The sequence below is a fragment of the Pyxidicoccus sp. M15 genome (genome assembly GCF_056858435.1).
Map to the genome: position 1 here is coordinate 9,664,766 of NZ_CM166495.1, position 20,487 is coordinate 9,685,252.

At 71.0% G+C, this 20,487-nt stretch carries 15 protein-coding genes; 7 read left to right on the top strand and 8 right to left on the bottom strand.

Translation table 11 applies throughout. The annotated features are described in order from the left end of the window. The first annotated feature begins 10 nt into the window (after positions 1–10). The 3 genes from ACX9TP_RS35665 to ACX9TP_RS35675 all read left to right on the top strand — a co-directional run bounded on the left by ACX9TP_RS35665 (position 11) and on the right by ACX9TP_RS35675 (position 3,306). Positions 11–1,543, top strand: coding sequence for an alpha/beta hydrolase (locus ACX9TP_RS35665; protein WP_482975114.1), 1,533 nt, complete (start codon positions 11–13; stop codon positions 1,541–1,543). Next, positions 1,540–2,418 (top strand): hypothetical protein, encoded by an 879-nt coding sequence (locus ACX9TP_RS35670; RefSeq protein ID WP_482975115.1) that lies wholly within the window; start codon positions 1,540–1,542, stop codon positions 2,416–2,418. The genes ACX9TP_RS35665 and ACX9TP_RS35670 overlap by 4 nt, the downstream gene beginning before the upstream one ends. Positions 2,419–2,715: 297 nt before the next feature. Beyond that, a complete protein-coding gene (locus ACX9TP_RS35675) occupies positions 2,716–3,306 on the top strand; it encodes a hypothetical protein (protein ID WP_482975116.1) in 591 nt (196 codons plus the stop codon). A 25-nt stretch (positions 3,307–3,331) separates the two neighbouring features. On the opposite strand, the gene ccoG is transcribed toward ACX9TP_RS35675, so the two are convergent. Genes ccoG through ACX9TP_RS35705 form a run of 6 tightly spaced genes read right to left on the bottom strand, consistent with a single transcriptional unit; the run spans position 3,332 to position 10,535 of the window. After that, positions 3,332–4,744: a cytochrome c oxidase accessory protein CcoG gene (ccoG, locus tag ACX9TP_RS35680; protein ID WP_482975117.1), complete on the bottom strand. Its 1,413-nt coding sequence runs from the start codon at positions 4,742–4,744 to the stop codon at positions 3,332–3,334. Between the two features lie 28 nt (positions 4,745–4,772). Continuing rightward, complete coding sequence (locus tag ACX9TP_RS35685; protein WP_482975118.1) at positions 4,773–5,324, bottom strand: c-type cytochrome; 552 nt, start codon at positions 5,322–5,324, stop codon at positions 4,773–4,775. After that, entirely contained in the window at positions 5,317–5,496 is a 180-nt protein-coding gene (locus ACX9TP_RS35690; RefSeq protein WP_482975119.1) for a cbb3-type cytochrome oxidase subunit 3, read from the bottom strand. The genes ACX9TP_RS35685 and ACX9TP_RS35690 overlap by 8 nt, the downstream gene beginning before the upstream one ends. Next, complete coding sequence (gene ccoN / locus ACX9TP_RS35695; RefSeq protein WP_482975120.1) at positions 5,496–7,859, bottom strand: cytochrome-c oxidase, cbb3-type subunit I; 2,364 nt, start codon at positions 7,857–7,859, stop codon at positions 5,496–5,498. Before ccoN ends, ACX9TP_RS35690 begins: the two co-directional genes overlap by 1 nt. Positions 7,860–7,863: 4 nt before the next feature. Beyond that, the gene (locus ACX9TP_RS35700; protein ID WP_482975121.1) at positions 7,864–8,052 is read right to left on the bottom strand and encodes a cytochrome oxidase; all 189 of its coding nucleotides are present in this window, start codon (positions 8,050–8,052) and stop codon (positions 7,864–7,866) included. Continuing rightward, positions 8,049–10,535 carry a heavy metal translocating P-type ATPase gene (locus ACX9TP_RS35705; RefSeq protein ID WP_482975122.1) on the bottom strand — a complete coding sequence of 829 codons (2,487 nt, stop codon included), beginning with the start codon at positions 10,533–10,535 and terminating at the stop codon, positions 8,049–8,051. The genes ACX9TP_RS35700 and ACX9TP_RS35705 overlap by 4 nt, the downstream gene beginning before the upstream one ends. Positions 10,536–10,583: 48 nt before the next feature. Between ACX9TP_RS35705 and ACX9TP_RS35710 the strand changes: the two genes are divergently transcribed. Further along, a complete protein-coding gene (locus ACX9TP_RS35710) occupies positions 10,584–11,291 on the top strand; it encodes a sulfite exporter TauE/SafE family protein (RefSeq protein ID WP_482975123.1) in 708 nt (235 codons plus the stop codon). Between the two features lie 181 nt (positions 11,292–11,472). Next, positions 11,473–13,260, top strand: coding sequence for a DUF885 domain-containing protein (locus ACX9TP_RS35715; RefSeq protein WP_482975124.1), 1,788 nt, complete (start codon positions 11,473–11,475; stop codon positions 13,258–13,260). A gap of 80 nt (positions 13,261–13,340) precedes the next feature. On the opposite strand, the gene ACX9TP_RS35720 is transcribed toward ACX9TP_RS35715, so the two are convergent. Then, positions 13,341–14,231: a hypothetical protein gene (locus ACX9TP_RS35720; protein ID WP_482975125.1), complete on the bottom strand. Its 891-nt coding sequence runs from the start codon at positions 14,229–14,231 to the stop codon at positions 13,341–13,343. A gap of 264 nt (positions 14,232–14,495) precedes the next feature. Here ACX9TP_RS35720 and ACX9TP_RS35725 point away from each other — a divergent pair, with 264 nt between their 5' ends. After that, a complete protein-coding gene (locus ACX9TP_RS35725; protein WP_482975126.1) occupies positions 14,496–16,091 on the top strand; it encodes a sigma 54-interacting transcriptional regulator in 1,596 nt (531 codons plus the stop codon). Positions 16,092–16,193: 102 nt separating this feature from the next. After that, a complete protein-coding gene (locus ACX9TP_RS35730) occupies positions 16,194–16,769 on the top strand; it encodes a hypothetical protein (RefSeq protein ID WP_482975127.1) in 576 nt (191 codons plus the stop codon). A gap of 7 nt (positions 16,770–16,776) precedes the next feature. Here the strand turns inward: ACX9TP_RS35730 and ACX9TP_RS35735 are convergent, their stop codons facing one another. Further along, positions 16,777–20,379: a serine/threonine-protein kinase gene (locus tag ACX9TP_RS35735; protein ID WP_482975128.1), complete on the bottom strand. Its 3,603-nt coding sequence runs from the start codon at positions 20,377–20,379 to the stop codon at positions 16,777–16,779. Between the last annotated feature and the right edge of the window lie 108 nt (positions 20,380–20,487).

Genomic DNA, 20,487 nt, shown 5'->3' on the forward strand with positions numbered 1-20,487 from the left:
CCCCCTCGGGGTGGCCCCGCTCGCGACCACGACGGTGCCGGACGGCTGGGACGGGCTCAACGTGGGAGCGCCCCAGCCCTTCCGGCTGCGGGGCCGGGTCACCCACCCCACCGACATGAGCGTGAGCCGTCCCCTCGTCGTCTTCGCGCACGGCAACCACACCCCGCTGTACGTGGGCGAGCGGAACAGCTCCGGCTCCCTCTTCTGGGTCCGCGTCGCGGCGACGATGACGTCCGACGAGAACTGCCGGGGCTACGCCTACCTCCAGGAGCACCTGGCGAAGCGCGGCTACGTGACACTGAGCGTGGACCTGGACGAGATGTCGGGCGCCGGAGACCCGTACCCGGACATCCGGGGCGCCGGCATCCTCCTGCGCGCCTGGGTCACTCTGAAGAACATCGAGCACCTCGTCACCCACGCCGCGTCGCTGGGAGCGGGGAGCCTGAGCGGCCGCATCGACCTCGGCCGGACCTACCTCGTCGGGCACTCGCGCGGCGGAGAGGCGGTGCAGGTGATGCTCGCGCAGCTCAAGCACCTGGCCGGGACGGTGTCGCGCTCCGGAATCGTCCCTCCGGGTGGCTCGCTGGCCGTCGCTCCGCAGCCCTCCGGCATCAAGGGCATCGTGAGCCTGTCGCCCGTCAGCTACGTCCTGGAGTACGGGGGCTTCGTGGCCCCGGACGTGCCCTACCTCCTGCTGTACGGAAGCGCCGACGGCGACGTCAACGGGGCGTTCCCCTCCGTGATGCCGTTCCGCCACTATGACCGGGCCACGGGCAACCGCTTCACCCTGCGGCTGATGGGAGGCAATCACAATGCCTTCAACACCAGCTGGGGCTACAGCGACGCGACCGAGATGATTGGCTGCATAGGGGTGCCCTCGACGCTCCGGCTCGTCTCCCAGTCCCAGCTGCGCACCGGCGCGACGTCGCGCATCATCGACGACTACGAGTTCAATCTGAGCCGGACGCTGTCCAGCAACGGCCAGCCGGTGACCTTCACGGTGACGGGCACGGAGGAGCGCCTGCTGCTGGACCGCAACCTGGCGTCGGAGGTGGAGGTGGAGAACCGCTTCTTCAACCAGACGCAGGGCGTCCTCTTCTCCTGGGCCGCGCAGGCGGCGTACGAGTTCACGCTGGCCCCGTCCGACAGGGACCTGGGCTGGGCGCGCTCTCTCAACCTGCGGGTGGCCCAGCAGCCGCTGCGCAGCGCTCCGGGCCAGAGCAGCTTCCAGGTCGAGCTGGAGGATGCCTCGGGTCGCCGCCAGGCGGTGTCCGTCCGACTGAAGGACTTCGTGGCCCCGGTGTCGCCCGCGAACATCTGGTCGCCTGCCCAGCAGCGACTGGACGGCAGCACCGAGCCGACGGCCCAGCGGCATGACACGACTTCCGGTGCGTTTCAGACATACCGTCTGCCCATGGAGGCGTTCGATGTGTCTGCCCTGCACCTCGGCAACATCACCAAGGTCCGCCTGCGATTCGGTGAGGCCGGCGAGGCCTCGTCCGGCACCCTGGCGGTCGATGACGTGGAGATTGAATACCCATGAGACGTTTCCTCATCCTTGCGCTTCTGTTGGCGGGCTGCACCGAGCGTGAGAAGGCGCTGGCCCCGGCCCCCGCCGCGGCAGTGGCGACACAGCAGCAGAGCGTCATCACTGTCAGCACCGTCGAAAAGGTCCGCGTCACGGCGGGCTTCGAGGTCATCACCGACGGGCAGAAGCAGGTGGTCAACGACGGGGTGCTGCTCCGGGTGAGCGGCCTGTCCCCGTCGGTGTTCGAGCCGCGCGCGATGGCGCGGCCCGACTTCATCGTGGGCTCGTCCATCGCGAAGGTGGTGGTCAATCCCCTGGCGACGATGGGGGAGGCCCGCGTCCTCGCGCCGCTTCCTCCGGCGGGGAGCCAGGCCACCGTGTGGCTGACGCTGCCCGGCGTGGTGGCGACGGGCATGGATGCCACCGCCCTGGAGCAGGAGCGGCAGCGCGCGGTGGCGACGACGGGGTACTGGTACACCTTCACGGCGCCCTCGGCCACCGCGCCGACCCGTCAGTTCGCCACCTTCAACGAGCTGAAGTTCGCGGAGCAGCGGCAGCAACTGACGCGCACGCAGTGCCAGCAGGAGCTCGGAAAGCAGTGTGGGACCATCCTCGAGTCCCGCCTGGGGCCCGTGGACTGCGGGTACTGCTCGTTCAACCAGACGTGCATGCCGGACAACCTGTGCTGCACGAAGACCACCTGCGCGCAGCAGGGCGGCCAGTGCGGCAGCCTTCCGGACGGGTGCGGCGGGACGATGTACTGCCCCTGTGCCTGCCCCGCCAGCGAGCCGTACCGCTGCTGCGACGGCATCACGTGCTCGGCGTCCAAGAACTGCCCGGAGATTGCGTGCGACCCGCGGCCTCAACCTGATGGGGGGGCCACCGAGTAGCAGGGACGCCAGGCACTCCGGTGGCGCCGTGAGCTGCGTCTCATGGCCCCCGGAGTGCGACGGGTGGGGGCGGCTTCGATTCCCGCCGCCTCCACTCCATATCTCCCGGGTGTGTGGTGGATATGGTGCGCGGGCTGCTCGTGCTGAGCGAGCCGCTGACACAATGAGAGGCATTGCGAGCGCGAATGCCTTGAAGACACCCCATTGACTTCAGGGCCTGCCCGCCTAGAGTGCCTGGGCGCGACGCGGGTGGAGGGGCCGGCACGTACGTCTTGCACCGGTGGGATGATGACATCCATGTTCCGTGTAGCCGTGCTGCTGTGTCTTTCGGCGGGTGGGGCCCTGGCCCAGGAGGCGGCTCCGAGCGAGCCTGAGGCCAGCGAAGCTCCGAAGCAGTCCGGGTTGTCCGAGGGCGTCCGGCCGGAACTGGGCCTCCAGCTGAGCTACGCCTTCGCGAACGACATCGAAGGCGGTGAGCACAGCGGACCGGGAGCACGAGTCCAACTGCTCGCCCGGTTCAATCCGTACATCGCGGTGGGTCCGGAGCTGGCCCTCTACTTCGGCGCCGGCTCCCAGCGCATCGTCACACCGAACACTCCCCAAGGGGAGGTCTACACCACCCGCAAGGGAATGCTCTTCCAGCTCGCGGGAGTGCTGCGCGTCGGATTCGACCGGGGCCCCATCCGTCCCGCCCTCCTCCTGGGGCCCGCCGTTTCCGCATCCGGCAGCAGGGCTGACCTCTTCTACTTCCTGGGGGGACAGGTGACCTTCATGCTGGGTCGACTGCCGCTGTCCATCGACGTGCGCGCCTACCGTCCCCTCACGGGCTCGCTCACGGGCTATCCGAACACCCAGTCCCTGGGGCTGGGCACGCGCATCTCCTGGTGAGGCGCGACCTGGCATCAGCGAGCCATCACCCGCCAACCGGCCCCAGGAACCGCGCCTCCATCCGCTTCACCTCACCGGACGCCGAGTCCTTCACTTCCACCGTGAAGACGAAGGGCCCGCTGACGCGCTCCCGCTGCACCGTGATGAACAGCGGGACGCGGAAGCTCTCCAACGAGGCGAGCTTCACCTCCGCCTGGGGCACCACCACCTGCGCGGGCACGGGGCTGTCCACGCGAATCGTGAAGGTCGTCTCGCCCGGATTCTTGTTCACCAGGTGCAGCTCGAACTGATTTCGCACCGTACCCGCTTCGATGAGGTACGGCGTGCCCTGGAAGCGCAGCAGGTTGGCCTCGAAGGGAACGCGCTGCACGAGGCTCAGCGTGAGGCCGGTGAGGGCCGCCACCATCAGCGCGCCATACAGCACCAGCCGGGGCCGCAGCACGCGGCGGGGCTTCCCATCCAACCCGTTGAGCGAGTCATACCGGATGAGCCCACGCGGCCGGCCCACCTTGTCCATGACGTCGTCGCACGCGTCCACGCACTGCGCGCAGGCCAGACAGTCCATCTGCAAGCCGTTGCGGATGTCGATGCCGGTGGGGCACGCCGTGACGCACCTGCGGCAGTCCACGCAGTCCCCGCGCGGCGGAGCCACCTCGCCCGGCTTCGCCTTCAGCATCCGCCCGCGAGGCTCTCCCCGCTTCACGTCGTAGCCGATGATGAGCGAGTCCCTGTCCTGCATCGCCGACTGGAGCCGGCCGTAGGGACACACCACCACGCACAGCTGCTCCCGGAACCACGCGAAGTTGAAGTACAGCGCGCCGGTGACGGCCATGGCCCACGCAAAGGCCACCGGCGACACGGCCGGGCCCTCGGACACCATGGACACCAGCCCGCCCGCGGACACGAAGAGGCTCAGCGCCGCGTGGGAGATGAGCAGCGACACGCCCAGGTACGCGCCATGCTTCAGCCCCGCGCGCCCCACCCTGCCTGGCGTCCACCGCGAGCCCGCCAGCTTCAGCCGCCGCTCGCGGGGCCCGTCGAAGAAGCGCTCTATCGGCCGGTACACGCCCTCCAGGAACACCGTCTGAGGGCACGCCCAGCCGCACCACACCCGGCCCAGCCAGGCGGTGACGAACAGCAGGCCGAAGCCCACCGACGTGACGAGGAAGAGGACACGCCAGAAGTCCTGCGCGTTGTACGTGCCGCCGAAGAGGTAGAAGCGGCGCGCCGCCACGTCCAGATGCACTGCCGGGTGGCCGCCCACCTCCACCAGGGGCAGCGCCACGTAGAAGGTCATCAGCACCGCGAACAGCACCCGCCGCCGGGTGATGAACCGGCCGTGGATGTCCGAGGGGTGGATGGCCAGACGCGAGCCATCCGCCCGGATGGAGCTGAGCTGGTCGATGCGGGGACTGTCCTGCTGCGGTGCGGCTGCCATGACGACGCGTCCTCTCCGTGCTCGGGCGCTACGGCTGCTCGGGCTCACCCTGCGGCGCCTTGCCACCGGGCGCGTTCGTTCCCTTGAGCGTCAGCACGTACGCGGAGACCGCGCGCACGCGCTCGGCCCCCAGCGTGCGCTCCCACGCGGGCATGCCCTTGGCCACCACGCCCTCGGCCACCACCTTGTGGATGCCCACCGGCTTGCCGCCGCCATGCAGCCAGAAGCCGTCCGTCAGGTTGGGACCGATGAGCCCCTGTCCCTGCGCGCCGTGGCAGGAGGCACAGTTCGCCTGGAACACGGCCTTGCCGTTGCCCACCGCTGTCGGGTCCTGCACCAGCGCCAGCAGCGTCTCGTCGGACACGGGCTTGTGGTCCGCGTTGCGCTTCGCCACCTCAGCGGCCTCGCCGGAGTACTCGCCGAGCTGCCCCGGCGACAGCTCCGCGATGTGGTACCAGAACCAGTAGCCCGCGCTGAACACGAGCGACGTCCACAGGATGAACAGCCACCAGTTGGGCAGCCGGTTGTCGTGCTCCTCGATGCCGTCGTAGATGTAGTGCAGCGGTGCCTTCTCACTCATGGCCCGCCTCCCCTCGCTCGGCGAGCGGAAGCCGCGCGAGCGCGTCGAAGTCCTGGCTGCGCCGCGCCCCGAAGACCCAGACGCAGACACCGAGGAACACCGCGATGAACAGGATGAGCGCGAAGAGCGGAAGCTCTGTCAGCGTCATCCCCTCGTAGAATTGCTTGTACATCAGCGACTCCCTCCCTGGCTGCCATCGGCGGAGGCGGTGGGCGGCCCGCCGGGCTGCTGCACGGGCGCGTCCTGCGGCCCACGCCCCAGGCGCTGCAGGTAGGCGATGAGCGCCACCATCTCCGAGTCCCACGCCACCGTGACCCCCTGCGTGGCCAGGTCCGCGGTGATGCCTTCCGCCTGTGACTTCTGCCGGGCCTCCGCGGTGTCCACGTCCGCGTTGGAGTACGGCACGCCCAGCTTCTGCATCAGCGCCAGCTTCTTCGGCGCCTCCTTCGTCTTGAGCGGGTTCTTCGCCAGCCACGGGTACGACGGCATGTTGGAGCCGGGGCTGGTGGCTCGCGGGTCCATCATGTGCGTGTAGTGCCAGAGGTTCGGATACTTGCCGCCCAGCCGGTGCAAGTCCGGCCCGGTGCGCTTGCTCCCCCACTGGAAGGGGTGGTCGTAGATGAACTCCTCCGCGCGGGACACGTCGCCGTAGCGCTGCGTCTCCGCGACGAAGGGGCGAATCATCTGCGAGTGGCACGTGTAGCAGCCCTCGCGGACGTACAGGTCACGCCCCTGCAGCTCCAGCGGCGAGTACGGCTGCTGCGCCTCGCCGTGCGCGGGCACCGCCTGCTTGAGCATGATGGTGGGCAGCAGCTCCGCGACGCCGCCGATGAGAATGGCCACCAGCGTCAGCACCGTGAAGGCCAGCGGCCGGCCCTCGATGAGGCCGAACCAGGACGGCTTGCCCGCCTCGCGCTCGCGCCGGGTGACAATCCAGGCGAACTCGCCCAGGGCGATGATGGCGCCCATCAGCACCAGCGCGCGCACCGGCCTCGCCCAGCCGAGGAACATCGTCACCGTGAGGATGGCGATGGCGAAGATGAGCGGCCGGCCCGTCACCACCTGCACCCAGCCGGGCGCGGGCGTGGCGGCGGGCACCGGCGCGGGGGCCGGCGTCTCCACGACGACGGTGGCCTCGCCATTGACGGGCTGGCCGGCGCGGGCCGTCTTCCACAGGTTCCACGCCATCATGATGAAGCCCACCAGGTACATGGAGCCGCCCGTGAAGCGGACGATGTACATGGGCCGGATGGCCAGCAGCGTCTCCACGAAGTTCGGGTAGAGCAGCGTCCCGTCCGCGTTGGTGGCGCGCCACATCAACCCCTGGGTGACGCCGCTGATCCACATGGACACCGCGTAGAGGAGGATGCCCACCGTCCCGAGCCAGAAGTGCGCGTCCGCCGCCTTCGTGGAGTGCAGCTTCGTGCCGTACAGCCTGGGCACCAGCCAGTAGAACATGCCGGCGGCCATGAAGCCGTTCCACCCCAGCGCGCCGCTGTGCACGTGGCCGACAATCCAGTCCGTGTAGTGGCCCAGCGCGCTCACCGACTTGATGGACAGGAGCGGCCCCTCGAAGGTCGCCATGCCGTAGAAGGTGACGCCGGCGATGAGGAACTTGAGGACGGGGTCCTCGCGCAGCTTGTACCAGGCGCCCTTGAGCGTGAGCAGGCCGTTGAGCATGCCGCCCCACGACGGGGCCCAGAGCATGACGCTGAAAATCATCCCCAGCGACTGCGCCCAGTCGGGCAGCGCGGTGTAGAGCAGGTGGTGCGGGCCGGCCCAGATGTAGATGAAGACCAGGGCCCAGAAGTGGATGATGGAGAGCCGGTACGAGTAGACGGGCCGCTCCGCCGCCTTGGGCAGGAAGTAGTACATGATGCCCAGGATGGGCGTGGTGAGGAAGAAGGCGACGGCGTTGTGGCCGTACCACCACTGCACCAGCGCGTCCTGCACGCCCGCGAAGACGGAGTAGCTCTTCAGCGGGGAGAACGGCAGGGCCAGGCTGTTGACGATGTGGAGCACCGCCACGGTGACGATGGTGGCGATGTAGAACCAGATGGCGACGTAGAGGTTCTTCTCGTTGCGCTTCTTCAGCGTCCAGAAGAAGTTGATGGCGAAGACCACCCAGATGACCGTAATCGCCAGGTCGATGGGCCACTCCAGCTCCGCGTACTCCTTGGAGGTGGTGATGCCCAGCGGGAGCGTCACGGCCGCCGCGACGATGATGAGCTGCCAGCCCCAGAAGTGAATCTTCGAGAGCACGTCCGACGCCATGCGTGTCTTCAGCAGGCGCTGAGTGGAGTAGTAGATGCCGGCGAACATCATGTTGCCGACGAAGGCGAAGATGACCGCGTTGGTGTGCAGCGGGCGCAGGCGCGAGTACGTCGTGTAGGGGATGCCCAGGTTGGCCTGCCACCACGCGAGCTGGCTGGCCACCAGCGCCCCTACCGCCATGCCCACGATGCCGAACAGCACCGACGCCGCGATGAAGCGTCGGACCGTGGTGTCGTCATAGACGATGCGTTGCTGTTGCACGGAGTTACTCCTCGGAAGCGGAAGGCTGGGGCTCGGGCGAGGCGGCCGGTGGGGCGCTGTCGTCCTCGAGCGGGAAGAGGGAGAGGCGGTCGGCGTGCTCGTGGTCCCTGTGGCGCACGCTGTAGGCGAACAGCAGCACCGAGCTGGCGACGAGCATCAGGCTGACGAAGACCTGGAGGACGAGGACATTCATACGGGCACCTCCCGCAGCCGCGTGGGAGGCGAGGCCGGGCGCTCGCGCGCGGGGGACAGGCTCCACACGGTGAAGAGGACGGTGGCGAGGCTGGTGGCGGGCATGGCCAGCGCGGCGCGCAGCGGCGTCATCCACCCGGCGAGGCACACGGTGACGGCCACGACGTTGTAGGCCACGGCGAGCGTCAGCAGCCGGTGCACCACCTGGCGCAGCCGCAGCGACAGGCGGAGGGCCTCGCGGATGGAGGCGAGCCCCTCCCCCAGGAGGAAGAAGTCGCTCTTGCCCGGCATCACGGGCCGGTCGATGGCGGGCGTGCCCGCGCAGAGGGCGCGCTCGAAGGCGAGGCTGTCGTTGACGCCGTCGCCCAGGTAGAGCGTGTCCGCCGCGTCCAGCGCCGCCACCGCCGAGGCCTTGTCCTCGGGACGCTGTCCGGCCAGCGCCTGCGTGACGGGGATGCCCAGCGCCTCGGCCAGGGCCCTCACGCGCGCCGGAGCGTCGCCGGAGATGAGCCACACCGCGCGGCCCTCCTCCTGGAGCGCGTGGACCTCGCGCCGCGCGTCCGAGCGGACCGACTCGCGCAGGGCGAAGGCGGCCACGAGCACGCCGTCCCGGGTGAGCACGGGGCCCGAAGCAGGAGCGGCTTCGACGGCGGAGGCCTGAGCCAGCGACGCGTGCGCGGAGGCGCCATGGGCCGCCTCGGCGGGCGGATGTCCCTGCCCCGTCACGGCCCAGGGCGCCCGGCCCAGCCGCCAGCACACGCCGTCACGGGTGAGCTCCACGCCCTGCCCCGCGTGCTCCGTCACCCGGGCCTCGGCGGAGAACCGCGCTCCCACGCGAGCCAGCGCCGCGCTGAGACAGCGGCTCGCCGGGTGGTTGCTGCGCGAGGTCAGGTCGAAGGCCACGTCGCGGGCCTCGGGCGCCAGCGCCTCCACCGACGTCCGGTCCACCAGCTCCAGCCGTCCGAGCGTCAGCGTCCCCGTCTTGTCGAACAGCACCTGCCTCACGCGAGGCAGCCGGTCCAACAGGTCCGTGCTCCGCACGAAGAAGCCAACACGACGCAGGCGCGCCTGCACCAGCTCATACGCGAGCGGCGTGGCGATGCCGATGGCGCACGGGCACGTCACCACCAACAGCGCCACCGCCACCTCGAGCGCCTTGTCCGGGCCGGCCGGCCACCACAGCGCGAGCCCCAGTCCGGCCACCGCCAGTACGGTGACCACCCACCGGCGCGACACCCGGTCCCAGAACCGCGTGTGGACCGCGGCGGCTCCCACCCCGGCCGGAGCGCGACGCAGCAGCGCCACCAGCGGAGAGTCGGTGAAGGCCTGCGCCGCGCGCACGCGCACCGCCTCGCGGCCCGCATTGAAGGCCCCCGCCGGCAGCGACTCCCCCGGGGCCACGGCGCGCTCCCCGGGCTCGCCCGTAATCCAGTCCGTGGACACGCGCGCGGCCGAGTCCAGCAGCACCGCGTCCACGGGCACCAGGTCGCCCGGCGCAATCACGAGCACGTCGCCCTCGCCCACCTCGGCGGCGCGCACCGTGGAGAGCCGCTCGCCCTCCTGCCTGCGGACGAACAGCCCTTCCGCGCCGTCATCCTCCAGGAGGAAGCGGCGGTTGCGCTCCAGCACCCGCTGCTGGAGCCAGCGCCCCACCAGCATCAGCGTGACGAAGGTGTTGAGCGTGTCGAAGTAGGCCAGGTCGCCCCGGCCGCCCCGGGCCTGCACCAGCGAGGTGCCGAACACGAGGAGGATGCCCAGCGCAATCGGCAGGTCCAGGTGCAGCACGCCGCGGCGCAACCCCTGCGCGGCGGAGCGGAAGAACGGCCACCCGCCCACCAGGACGACCCCCGTGGACAGCGCCAGGCTCAGCCGCGTGAAGAGGCGGAAGACGTCGCCATCCTCGGGCGTGAGCCCGACATAGAAGCTCACCGAGAACAGCATCACGTTCATCGTGAGCGCGGCGCAGATGCCCAGGCGGATGGGCAGGTCCAGGCTGGCGGCCTCCGGGTGCTTGCGGCTGGGGCCGAAGAGGTAGCCGAAGCCCTCCACCCCGCGCAGGAAGCCGCCCACGTCGAAGGCGCCGCGCCGCCACTGCAGGTGCACCTTGCCCAGCGCCGGGTCCACCGTGAGCCCCGCTCCGCCCTGCTGCCGGCGGAACAGCTCGTTCATCAGCCACACGCACGCGGCGCAGTGGATGCCCTGCACGTCCAGTTCCAGCGCACACACCGGGCCGGGCACGGCCTCCGCGCGAGCCACCAGCGGCTCCAGCCACGCGAAGCCCCGCTCCTTGCGAGGCTCCGGCGCGGGCGCCGCCTTCCCCTGCGTCAGCTGGTAGTAGCGGGTGAGGCCCTGCTCCCGCAGCAGGCCATGGACGGCCTCGCACCCCGCGCAGCAGAAGCCGCGCGACGCCGCGCCCACGGGGACGGGACTGCCGCAGTGGAGGCAGGCGTCCGAAGCGGGTGCGGCTTGCGAGGAGGCAGGCATGCACGGTGTCACCTTGCGAACGGCATGCCTGTTGCGAAGCAGGAGGACATGCCGCTCGAAATGACCGCCCTTTCATCGCTGACCGCCGCGCTCTCGCCCGCTTCAACGGTGGCGGCAGGCGCACTCGGTGCGCTGACGGTGGGGCTCACCGGGAGCGTGCACTGCCTCCTCATGTGCGGGCCGCTGGCCTGCGCGGGGCTGCCCGCGGTGCCCGGCCCCGAGCGGCGCCGCGCGGTGCTCGCGTACCAGGGGGCACGCGTGGCGGCGTACACGCTCGTGGGCGGGGCGCTGGGCGCACTCGGTGGCGGAGTGACGCAGGCCCTGGCCGTGTCCACGCGTCCCTGGCTGCCCTGGCTGATGGCGGCGGCGCTGGTGGCCTCCGCGCTGGAGGTGGGCAAGCGGCTGCGCCCGCTGCCGGGTCTGGCGCACGTCGTGCGGTACGTCTCGCGCCGGGGCGCAAAGTTTTCGTGGACGGGCCGCGCGGGGGCACTGGGGGCGGTGACGCCGCTGCTGCCCTGTGGCCTGCTGTACGGTGTCTTCGCGGCGGCGCTGGCGAGCGGCTCCTTCGGTGGCGGCGCGCTGGTGCTGGGGGCCTTCGCGCTGGGCGGCCTGCCCGCGCTGCTCGGAGCACAGCTCCAGGCGGGACTATGGAAGCACCGGCCCCGCGCCGCGGCCTTCGTCCTCCAGCGGGCGGTGCCACTGCTGGCGGCGGCGGTGCTCGTCTACCGCGCGGTGGCCCCGGCTCGCTGCCACTGAGCGCGGCCCTGGGGATGCGACAATGTAATCAAACGTCGAAGAGTTGGACGACGTTCGAGGGCGCCGAGCAGGCTGACGGGTGACACCGCCCTGGCCCGGGATGCCGCCTGGCGCTTGTCGCCTCCGGGGCCTTCGGCGACGCTCCCGGCGCTCCTCACGCGTCCCCTTCCCCAAAGGCTCCATGAACGCACTGCGCCCCACGAGCATCCTCGCCGCGTTGCTGCTGCTCTCCCCTGGCTGCACCACCTCGCGCCCGCCCGCGCAGGTGGAGTCTCCGGCCGCCCAGGCCGCCACGCCCGCGCTGGCTCCCGCCCAGGTGGCGCTGCGCGCCTTCGTGGACGCGCACCTCAAGGAGCACTTCCGCCGCTCGCCGATGGCCGCCACGTCCGCGGGCCTCCACACCTATGACGGCGAGCTGCGCGGCTTCCGGCCCGAGGAGCGGGCCTCGAACCTGGCGTACCTGAAGGACCGGCTCGCCGCGCTGCCCAGGGCGGTGGACCGCGCCGCGCTGCCGCCCGGGGACCGGGCCGACTACGACATGCTGGAGAACCACTTCCGGGCGAAAATCCTGGACCTGGAGACGGTGCGCTCGTGGGAGCGCAACCCGAACGCGTACCTGGGCTTCGCCTCGAACTCCGTGTTCCAGCTCATCAACCGGGACTTCGCGCCGCTGGAGGACCGGATGCGCTCGGCGGTGAAGCGCATGTCGGTGGTGCCGGAGGTCTTCGCGGCGGCCCGGGCGAACCTCCAGAACCCACCGAAGCTGTGGACGGAGATTGCCCTCGAGCAGGTGAAGGGCACCCGCGCGCTCTATGCGCAGACGCTGCCCCTGGCCTTCGAGCCGGTGAAGGACGCCGCGCTCCAGGACGCCTTCAAGAAGGAGCAGGCCCGCTGCCTGGAGGCCATCGACGGCTACATCCGCTTCCTGAAGGAGGACCTGCTGCCGCGCTCGAACGGGGCCTTCGCGATTGGAGAGGAGACGTACCGCCAGAAGCTCCAGTACGAGGAGGGCGTCACCGAGAGCATCGACTCACTGCTGGCCTGGGGCCGCGCGGAGATGAAGCGCACGCAGGAGCAGTTCCGCGAGGTGGCGGGACGGCTCGCGCCGGGCAAGGCGCCCATGGACGTGTACCGTGAGCTGGGCAAGGACCACCCCGCGCCCGCGGAGCTGGTGTCCACGACGACGGCGACGCTGGAGGACATCCGCCAGTTCCTCATCGACCGCCGCATCATCACCGTGCCCAGCGAGGTCCGCGCACGGGTGGCGGAGACGCCGGCGTTCAACCGCGCGCTGTCCTTCGCGAGCATGAGCACGCCGGGCCCGTTCGAGACGAAGGCGACGGAGGCGTACTACTACGTCACGCCGCCGGACCCGACGTGGAACCCGGAGCAGACCTCGCAGCACATGAGCTTCTACAACCGCTACGCGCTGCCAATCGTTTCCATCCACGAGGCGTACCCCGGACACTACGTGCAATTCCTCTGGACGAACCGCATCCAGTCGAAGGTGCGCCGGCTGTTCGGCTCGGGCTCGTTCAGCGAGGGCTGGGGCCTGTACACCGAGCAGATGATGCTCGACGAGGGCTACGGCGGCACGGGCGCGCAGGCGGACCGGCTGCGGCTGAACCAGCTCGCGCTCTACCTCCAGCGGCTGGCGCGCTACCTGGCGGGACTGTCGCTGCACACGCGCGGCATGACGTACGAGCAGGCGGTGCGCCTCTTCGAGGAGGAGGCGTACATGACGCACGTCAACGCGGAGCGTGAGGCGCGCCGGGGCACGTCGGACCCGACGTACCTCGTGTACGTGCTGGGCAAGAAGATGCTGATGGAGCTGCGCGAGGACGCGAAGGTGAAGTGGGGCAAGGACTTCACCCTCCAGCGCTTCCATGACGAGGTGGTCTCCCACGGCTACCCGCCCGTGCCCATCGTCCGCCGGCTGCTGCTCGGCGAGGACGCGGCGGCGGAGTGACCTGACGCGCGCCCAAGCCATCGACGAAGCCCGGCCCGTGAGCAGACGAGGGCCGGGCTCCCGCCCTCAGGACACCCGGCTCACCTGCCGGGGAACTGGCCGACGTACCACCGGTCGCTGTCCCAGCAGTACTCGTGGAGCTGCTGGTCGCCGCCCAGGGCGTAGACGCGGATGTGGATCTGCTGCCCCTGCAGCCGGGACGTCACGGCGGGCGAGCCGCTGGCGGAGAACTGGTTGGTGAAGGCGCCCACGTACCACTTGTCGGAGTCCCAGCAGTACTCCTGCATCTTCGAGTCCGCGGCCACGGCGTACACGCGCAGGTGGGCCTGGCCGCCGCCATCCACCCACGAGGTGGCCGCGGGCGCGCCGACGAGGAAGTACTTCTCGGACAGGGCGCCGGGGTACCACTTGTCGGAGTCCCAGCAGTACTCCTGCAGCTTGTAGTCCGCCCCCTGGGCGTAGACGCGCAGGTGGGCCTGGCCGCCGCCATCCACCCACGAGGTGGCCGCGGGCGAGTGGGTCGCGGAGTACTTGCCGGAGAGGGCCCCGGAGTACCACTTGTCGGAGTCCCAGCAGTACTCCTGCAGCTTGTAGTCCGTGCCCAGGGTGTAGACGCGCAGGTGCGCCTGCCCGCCCCGGTCCACCCACGCGGTCGCCGCGGGCGCGCCGATGCCGGAGAACTGGTTGGACAGGGCGCCGACGTACCACTTGTCGGAGTCCCAGCAGTACTCCTGCAGCTTGCCGTTGCTGCCCAGGGCATAGACGCGCAGGTGGATCTGCCCGCCCACGGACCACGACGCCACCGCCGAAGGCTCGATGGCGGAGAACTGGTTGGTGAAGGCACCGGGCTCCCAGTGGTCCGTGTCCCAGCAGAACTCGCGGAGCTTGGAATCCGTCGCCAGGGCATAGACGCGGATGTGAGAGTTCTTCCCGTCAAACCAAGACGTGGCGGAGCCAGACAGATAATTCATTGGAGTCACCCCTGAGTATGGAGTTGCGTTGGACTGCCCTCTCGACTGCGCAGGACCCGACAGCAAGCGCTGTGCCCGGGGCGCCTCCCCTGAAAGACAGACTTCGGAGGGCGTTTCCACGCGTGGAACCCTCGAACTCCACGCGTGGCGGCGGTCAACCCCTTCCACTCCGCCCGCCGGGTCTGCTGGCACCCAGGAGAACTGGAAGGCGCGAGCGGCTCCGGCCGAAGTAGACTTGCCGTCCCCCTCTCCCGGTGGAGCCCCATGCGCGAGCCGCCCTTCGAGGACTTCTCCACGGCCAACGTTCGTGAGTCTGGTGAGGAGCGGCATCCTCATGACGCCCCGCTCGTTCCCGCGCTGACCGTCGTCTCGCATCCCCAGCCCCGGCGCGTGGGAGAACGGCTGTTATTGGATGCGCTCGCCGCCGGCCGCGAGGTCCACCTCTCCCGCGGTGGCCCCCTGTTCGTGCGTCCCGGGAGCGCGGTGGGCCTTCCCCTGGCGGACCCCTTCCTCAGCCGCAAGCCGCTGCGCTTGTGCCCCGGTCCCCAGGGGCACGTGCGCCTCGAGCCCGGCGACAACACGAAGGTGTCGCTCGGAGGAGCGCCGCTGGACGGCGCCTGGGAGCTGTCCGCCGGGGAGGTGGCCGCGGGCGTGCCGCTGGTGCTGGCCGGGCGGGTGGTGCTGCTGCTCCACCTGGCGGACCCCGAGCTCCCCACGTCGCCTGACACGCTGGGCATGGTGGGCACCAGCGCCGGGCTCCAGCGGGTGCGCCGCCACGTGGAGCAGGTGGCGGACCTGGGCGTGCCCGTCCTCATCCGGGGTGAGACGGGCTCGGGCAAGGAGCTCATCGCCCGCGCCATCCACCAGCGCAGCCCCCGGCGCACGCAGCCCTTCGTCAGCGTCAACCTGGGCGCCATCCCCCGGGAGCTGGCCGCCTCCGAGCTGTTCGGCGCGCGCAAGGGCGCGTTCACCGGCGCGGTGAAGGACCAGGAGGGCTTCTTCCAGACCGCCCACGGCGGCACGCTCTTCCTCGACGAGGTGGGCGAGGCGCCCCCCGAGGTCCAGGTCATGCTGCTGCGCGTGCTGGAGTCGGGGGAAATCTTCCCCGTCGGCTCGCGCACGGCGCTGAAGGTGGACGTGCGGCTGGTGGCCGCCACGGACGCGCACCTGGAGGAACAGATTCGTGACGGCCGCTTCAAGGCGCCGCTGCTGCACCGGCTGGCGGGCTACTCCCTCCGCGTGCCTCCGCTGCGCGAGCGGCTCGAGGACGTGGGCCCCCTCTTCCACCACTTCGCGCGAGAGGAGCTCCAGCCGCTCGGGGAGGCCCACCGGCTGGAGCCGGAAGACCCCTTCTGCGGGCCGTGGCTCCCGGCGCCCCTGGCGGTCCGCCTGGTGCGCCACGCGTGGCCCGGCAACATCCGCCAGCTTCGCAACGTGGCGCGGCAGCTCGTCATCAGCAACCGGGGCCAGCCCCACCTGCGGCTCGATGCACAGCTCGAGCAGGAGCTGGCCCTGGCCGCCCCGTCCACCGCGGGCCGCGCTGCCGCCCCCCCGGCGCCGGCCGGCTCCGCCGTCGTCCGCCGCAAGCCCTCGGACATCTCCACGGAGGAGCTCCTCGCCACGCTCCGGGAGGTCGGCTGGGACCTCCAGGCCGCTGCGGACCGGCTCGGCATCCACCGCACCTCCGTCTATGACCTCATCGAGCGCACGCCCCACCTGCGCACCGCCGGGGACCTGAGCGTGGAGGAGCTCACCCGCTGCTTCCACGCGTGCCAGGGTGACCTGGACACCATGGTGCGCACGCTCGAGGTGTCCCGCCGCGCGCTGGGCCGCCGCCTGAAGGAACTGGGGCTCCGTTGAGGCGTGGTGGTGCACGCATTGCAATCGCATCACCTCAGGGAGGGTTGGACAGACATGAGCAGATTTGAGTCGAGGTGGCCGTACGCCCGGAGTCTCGGAGGGATGCTGACGGCCGCGCTGGTGGGGACCGCCGGCTGCACCACGAAGGCCACCCCGCAACAGGCCCCCGCTGCGCCGGAGGAGGGACGCGAGCGCATCGGAGCAGGCAGCGCGCGCCTGACCACGGCGCGGGACGCGGGCTGCGCGGATGGCGGTGCCGTCACGAATGACTACACACTCGACGCGGTTGACGGCGGCGTGGCGCGCCAGAACTACGCCTGTGTCATCCCGAACGGCACCGTGACGTTCGAGTCCAGTTGTGCCGCGAGTCCCGTGACGTTCACCGTCTTCACGGATGGAGGGCTCTTCAAGAGCACGGTGTGCCAGTCGGACGGGGGCGGCACGGCGACAGACAACGCAGGCACCGTCACCATCTCCCTCCCCAGGGCGGAGAACTCCTGCGACCTGGACATCTCGATAAATGCGACAGGCAGCACCGCCTGGTCCATGACCTCCCTCTGCAACCCCTCGGACGCCGGTACCGATGCCGGCGCCGCGCTCGTTCCCATCACTGGCACCGTGGAGATCGCCACGACCACCGACCCCTTCGAAGACAGGCGGGACGGCGGGCGGCGGTAGCGCCCGCTCAAGGCGCGGAGCCGGCACCCGCCACCACCCGCCGCGACCACTCGTGCCTCAGCGAGGGGTTGCGGGCGAGTGCCGCCTCGAGGTCCTCACGGGCCCGCTCCGCCGCCGAGGCCTCCGTGGACGCGCGTGGCTCCAGCTCGCGCAGCAGGCTCGCCCGCAGCAGCAGCGCGTCCGCCCACCGCGGGCGCGCGGCGAGCAGCGCGTCCGCCACGTTCACGCCCCGCTCCAGCCATGCCCCGGGAGCCTCCCCCGCCTTCCGCGCGAAGCGCGCGCGCTCACGGCAGAACTGACCGAAGGCGAGCTGGAAGTCCTGGCTCACGGGCATCCGCTGGAGCGCCGTGTCGAAGGCGCGTGCCGCCACGTCGAAGGACTCCCGCGCGCGCGGAAGCTGCCCTCGCGAGGCGAACCCGCGAGCGAGCACCTCGTGGACCCGGCCCTGATACAGCCAGGCCTCGGCCTCCTCGGGGTTGCGTTTGAAGGCCTCCCGCAGGGCCGCCTCCGCCCTGGCCACCTCCGCGCCCGGGTCCCTCCCCCGCTCCAGCAGCACGGTGGCCCGCAGGTGATGCACCCTGGCGAGGTTGACCCAGGGCAGGGCCATTCCCGGCAGCAGCTCGACGGCCTCGCGATACGCCGCCTCCGCGGCGCGGGCCGAGGCCTCCGGCTCCCTGCCCAGGAGCCACTCGTAGACGGCCCGCAGGGTATGCACCTCTCCGAGGTTGTTCTGCCCATACCCCTGCCGCGGAGCCACGGCGATGGCCTGCTCGCACGCGGCCCGCGCCTGCTCCAGGACGGGGAAGGCATCCGCGCCCTGCTCCCACGTCTCGCGTGCCAGCGCCAGCAGCGTCGCGCTCACGCCATGGTGCAGCTGGGGGACACGCGCGTTGATGGCGACACCGCGCTGGTACAGGTGCAGGGCTGCTTCCAGGTCCGGACGGCCATCTCCTCCGCCGCGCACGCGGCGCTCGGCCAGCTGCTGGTGAAGGGTACCGCCCAGGAAGTACGGCACGTAGTTGCGGGGATTGAGCTCCAGGGCCTTCTCCTGCGCGACGAGCGCCTGCCGCAGGTCTCCCTCCGCATCCGGAGCCCCCGGCCAGGCGGCCCTTGCCAGGTAGGTCATTCCCAGGTTGAGCCACGCATCCGGCAGCGCCTCGTCCAGTTGGATGGCGTCGCGGCAGGCCTGGATGGCCCGCTCGCGCGCGGGGAGCGGGTCTCCCCCCGTGGCCTCCGCGTGGTCCGCCTGGACGCGGAAGACCAGGCAGCGCGTGGCGTGGAGCTCGTAATCGCGTGAGCTCTCGGGGATGCCCTCGAGCACCTCGATGGCCTGGCGCACCGGCTCGCTCGGGTCCTTCCCCCGGCCTTGAAGGGAGCGGGCACGGCGCCAGAGGCTCTGCCCCAGCTCCATGCGCGCCTTGACGAGCTCGGGGCGGAGCGCCAGCGCCTCTCGCGCGGCGGCCATCGCCTGCTGGAGCGGAGCCTCGACGTCCTCGCCCCGCATCATCTCGTACTCGGCGAGCCTGTTGTGGAAGCGGGCCTCCAGGAGCTTCGCCGACGCGAAGCCGGCATCCGCCGTGAGCGCCCGCGCCACCGCCTTCAGCCCCCGGGTATACGCGGGAAGCACCTCGCCCCTGCCATACAGCTCCATCACCAGCTCCGCGTACTCCAGCCGCGCCAGGGCGTAGTGCACCTCGGGGACGCTCTCGGCAATGGCGGCGGCCTCCGTGCAGGCGTGACGCCCGGCCTCCAGGTCGGCCCGTGCCCCCTCCCTGTCTCCCGAGCTCCACCGCCGGGCGGCCCGCACCTGATAGATGTCGCCGCGCAGCAGGAGCACTTCGTGGGACCACGCCTGTTGCGGCCCCGCGGAATCCAGCCGCGACAGGGCCTCGTCCAGCCGGTCCTCGTAGAAGGCGAGCAGCGCCGCGACATAGCCCGTCGAAGGCACCTCCGCGTTCTCGCTCGCGCGCAACCAGGTCAGGGCCGGCTCGCGGTAGTCGCGCGCCAACGCCTCGCGGCGCTTCTGGCGCTGCCGGGCGTCCGGCAGGCGCTCCGCCTCCAGCAGCGGCTCCCGGTACAGGCGCCCCAGCACCAACGCCAGGGCCCAGGCGACGCGAGGCTCCTGGTAGCCCATGCGCCATGCGGCCTCCAGGTGCTCACGCGCCCTGGCATCGTCTCCCAGCACGAGGAAGCCACGCCCCAGCGCGTACTGCCCCGGTCCACCCGCCAGGTCCCGGGCCGCGCGCACCTCCTCCACGAGGTGCTCCAGCTGCACGCGCAGCGCCTCGCGCTCCTTTCGCGTGTCATGCAGCCGGGCCAGGCCCGAGTAGCGGGCCATCGCCTCGAGGCGCTCCACCTGCTCGGTGAAGCGCCGTGCGAGGGCTTCGCGCTGGGCCGCCTCATGGCGGACGGCGGCGATGCGCCCCAGCAGCGCGACGGTCACCCCCAGCGCCACGGCGGCCACCGCGACGAGCCTCCGGTGCCGTCCCAGCCACTTGCGCAGGCTGTAGCTCCATCCGAAGGGCCGGGCTCGCACGGGCTCCCCCGCGAGGAAGCGCCCCAGGTCGTCGGCCAGCTCCCGCGCCGAGCCATAGCGCGCGCCCCGCTCCTTCTCCAGGCACTTGAGCGTGATGGCCTCCAGGTCCGCGGGCAGGTCTGGCTCCAGTGCGCGCAGCGGCCGGGGCTCCTCGGTGGCCACACGGGCGAGCACTTCCAGGGCATTGGCACCCGAGACGGGAGGCGTCCCCGTGAGGAGGTGATACAGCGTGGCGCCCAGGCTGTAGACGTCCGCACGCCGGTCCAGCCGGGACACCTCTCCCCGGGCCTGCTCGGGAGCCATGTACTGCGGCGTGCCGAGCACGGAGCCACTGGCGGTGACACCCTCCTTCCAGTCCCGCGCCAGGCCGAAGTCCATGACGTAGGGCCGAAGCCCGCCCTCTTCCGTGCGCTCCACCAGGATGTTGGAGGGCTTGATGTCACGGTGGATGAGCCCGGCACGGTGCGCGGCGTGGACGCCCTCACAGACGTCGCGAAGCACCTGCGCCTTCTGACGCACGGTGAGGCCGGGCTCCAGCAGGTGGAGCGGCTGGCCATCGACGTACTGCATGGCGATGAAGGGGTGGCCCTGGACCTCGCCCACTTCGTACACCCGGCAAACGCACGCATGCTCCACGCGCGCCTGCGCGGAGGCCTCGAACAACAGGCGGCGCACCAAATCAGGAGCTCCGCCGTGGACGAACTTGAGGGCGACGTGACGGCCCAGGCGTGGGTCATGCGCGAGGAACACCCGGCCCATGCCTCCCTGGCCCAGGAAGCGCACGGGTTGGTACCGCTCCCACCCGGGCACCGGGAACGTGGGCCCGGCATCGGAGCGTCCCGCGGAGGGAGGGTCTCCACCGAGCGTCAGCGTCGCCGCGGCCTCATGCCCTGCCGGAGAAACCAGGCCTCCCCCCAGGCGCGCCAGGGATGCCTCGGACACCCGGCCCTGCTCGACGAGCAGCGCCAGGAGCCCGCACCTGCGCTGGCGGGCCTCCTCCAGCAGCGCGGTTGCCTCTTCACGTGAGACGAATCCCTCCGCCAGGGCAACGCGGAGCTCTGCTTCCAGGTCCATCACGCCCCCCGTACGGGGCGGACGCTAGCACGCCCGCACGGAACACCATGACGCGCGGCAGGGGCGAAGGCGGCGTTGACTGGAGCGGGGCTGTGGGAAACAAGCTCC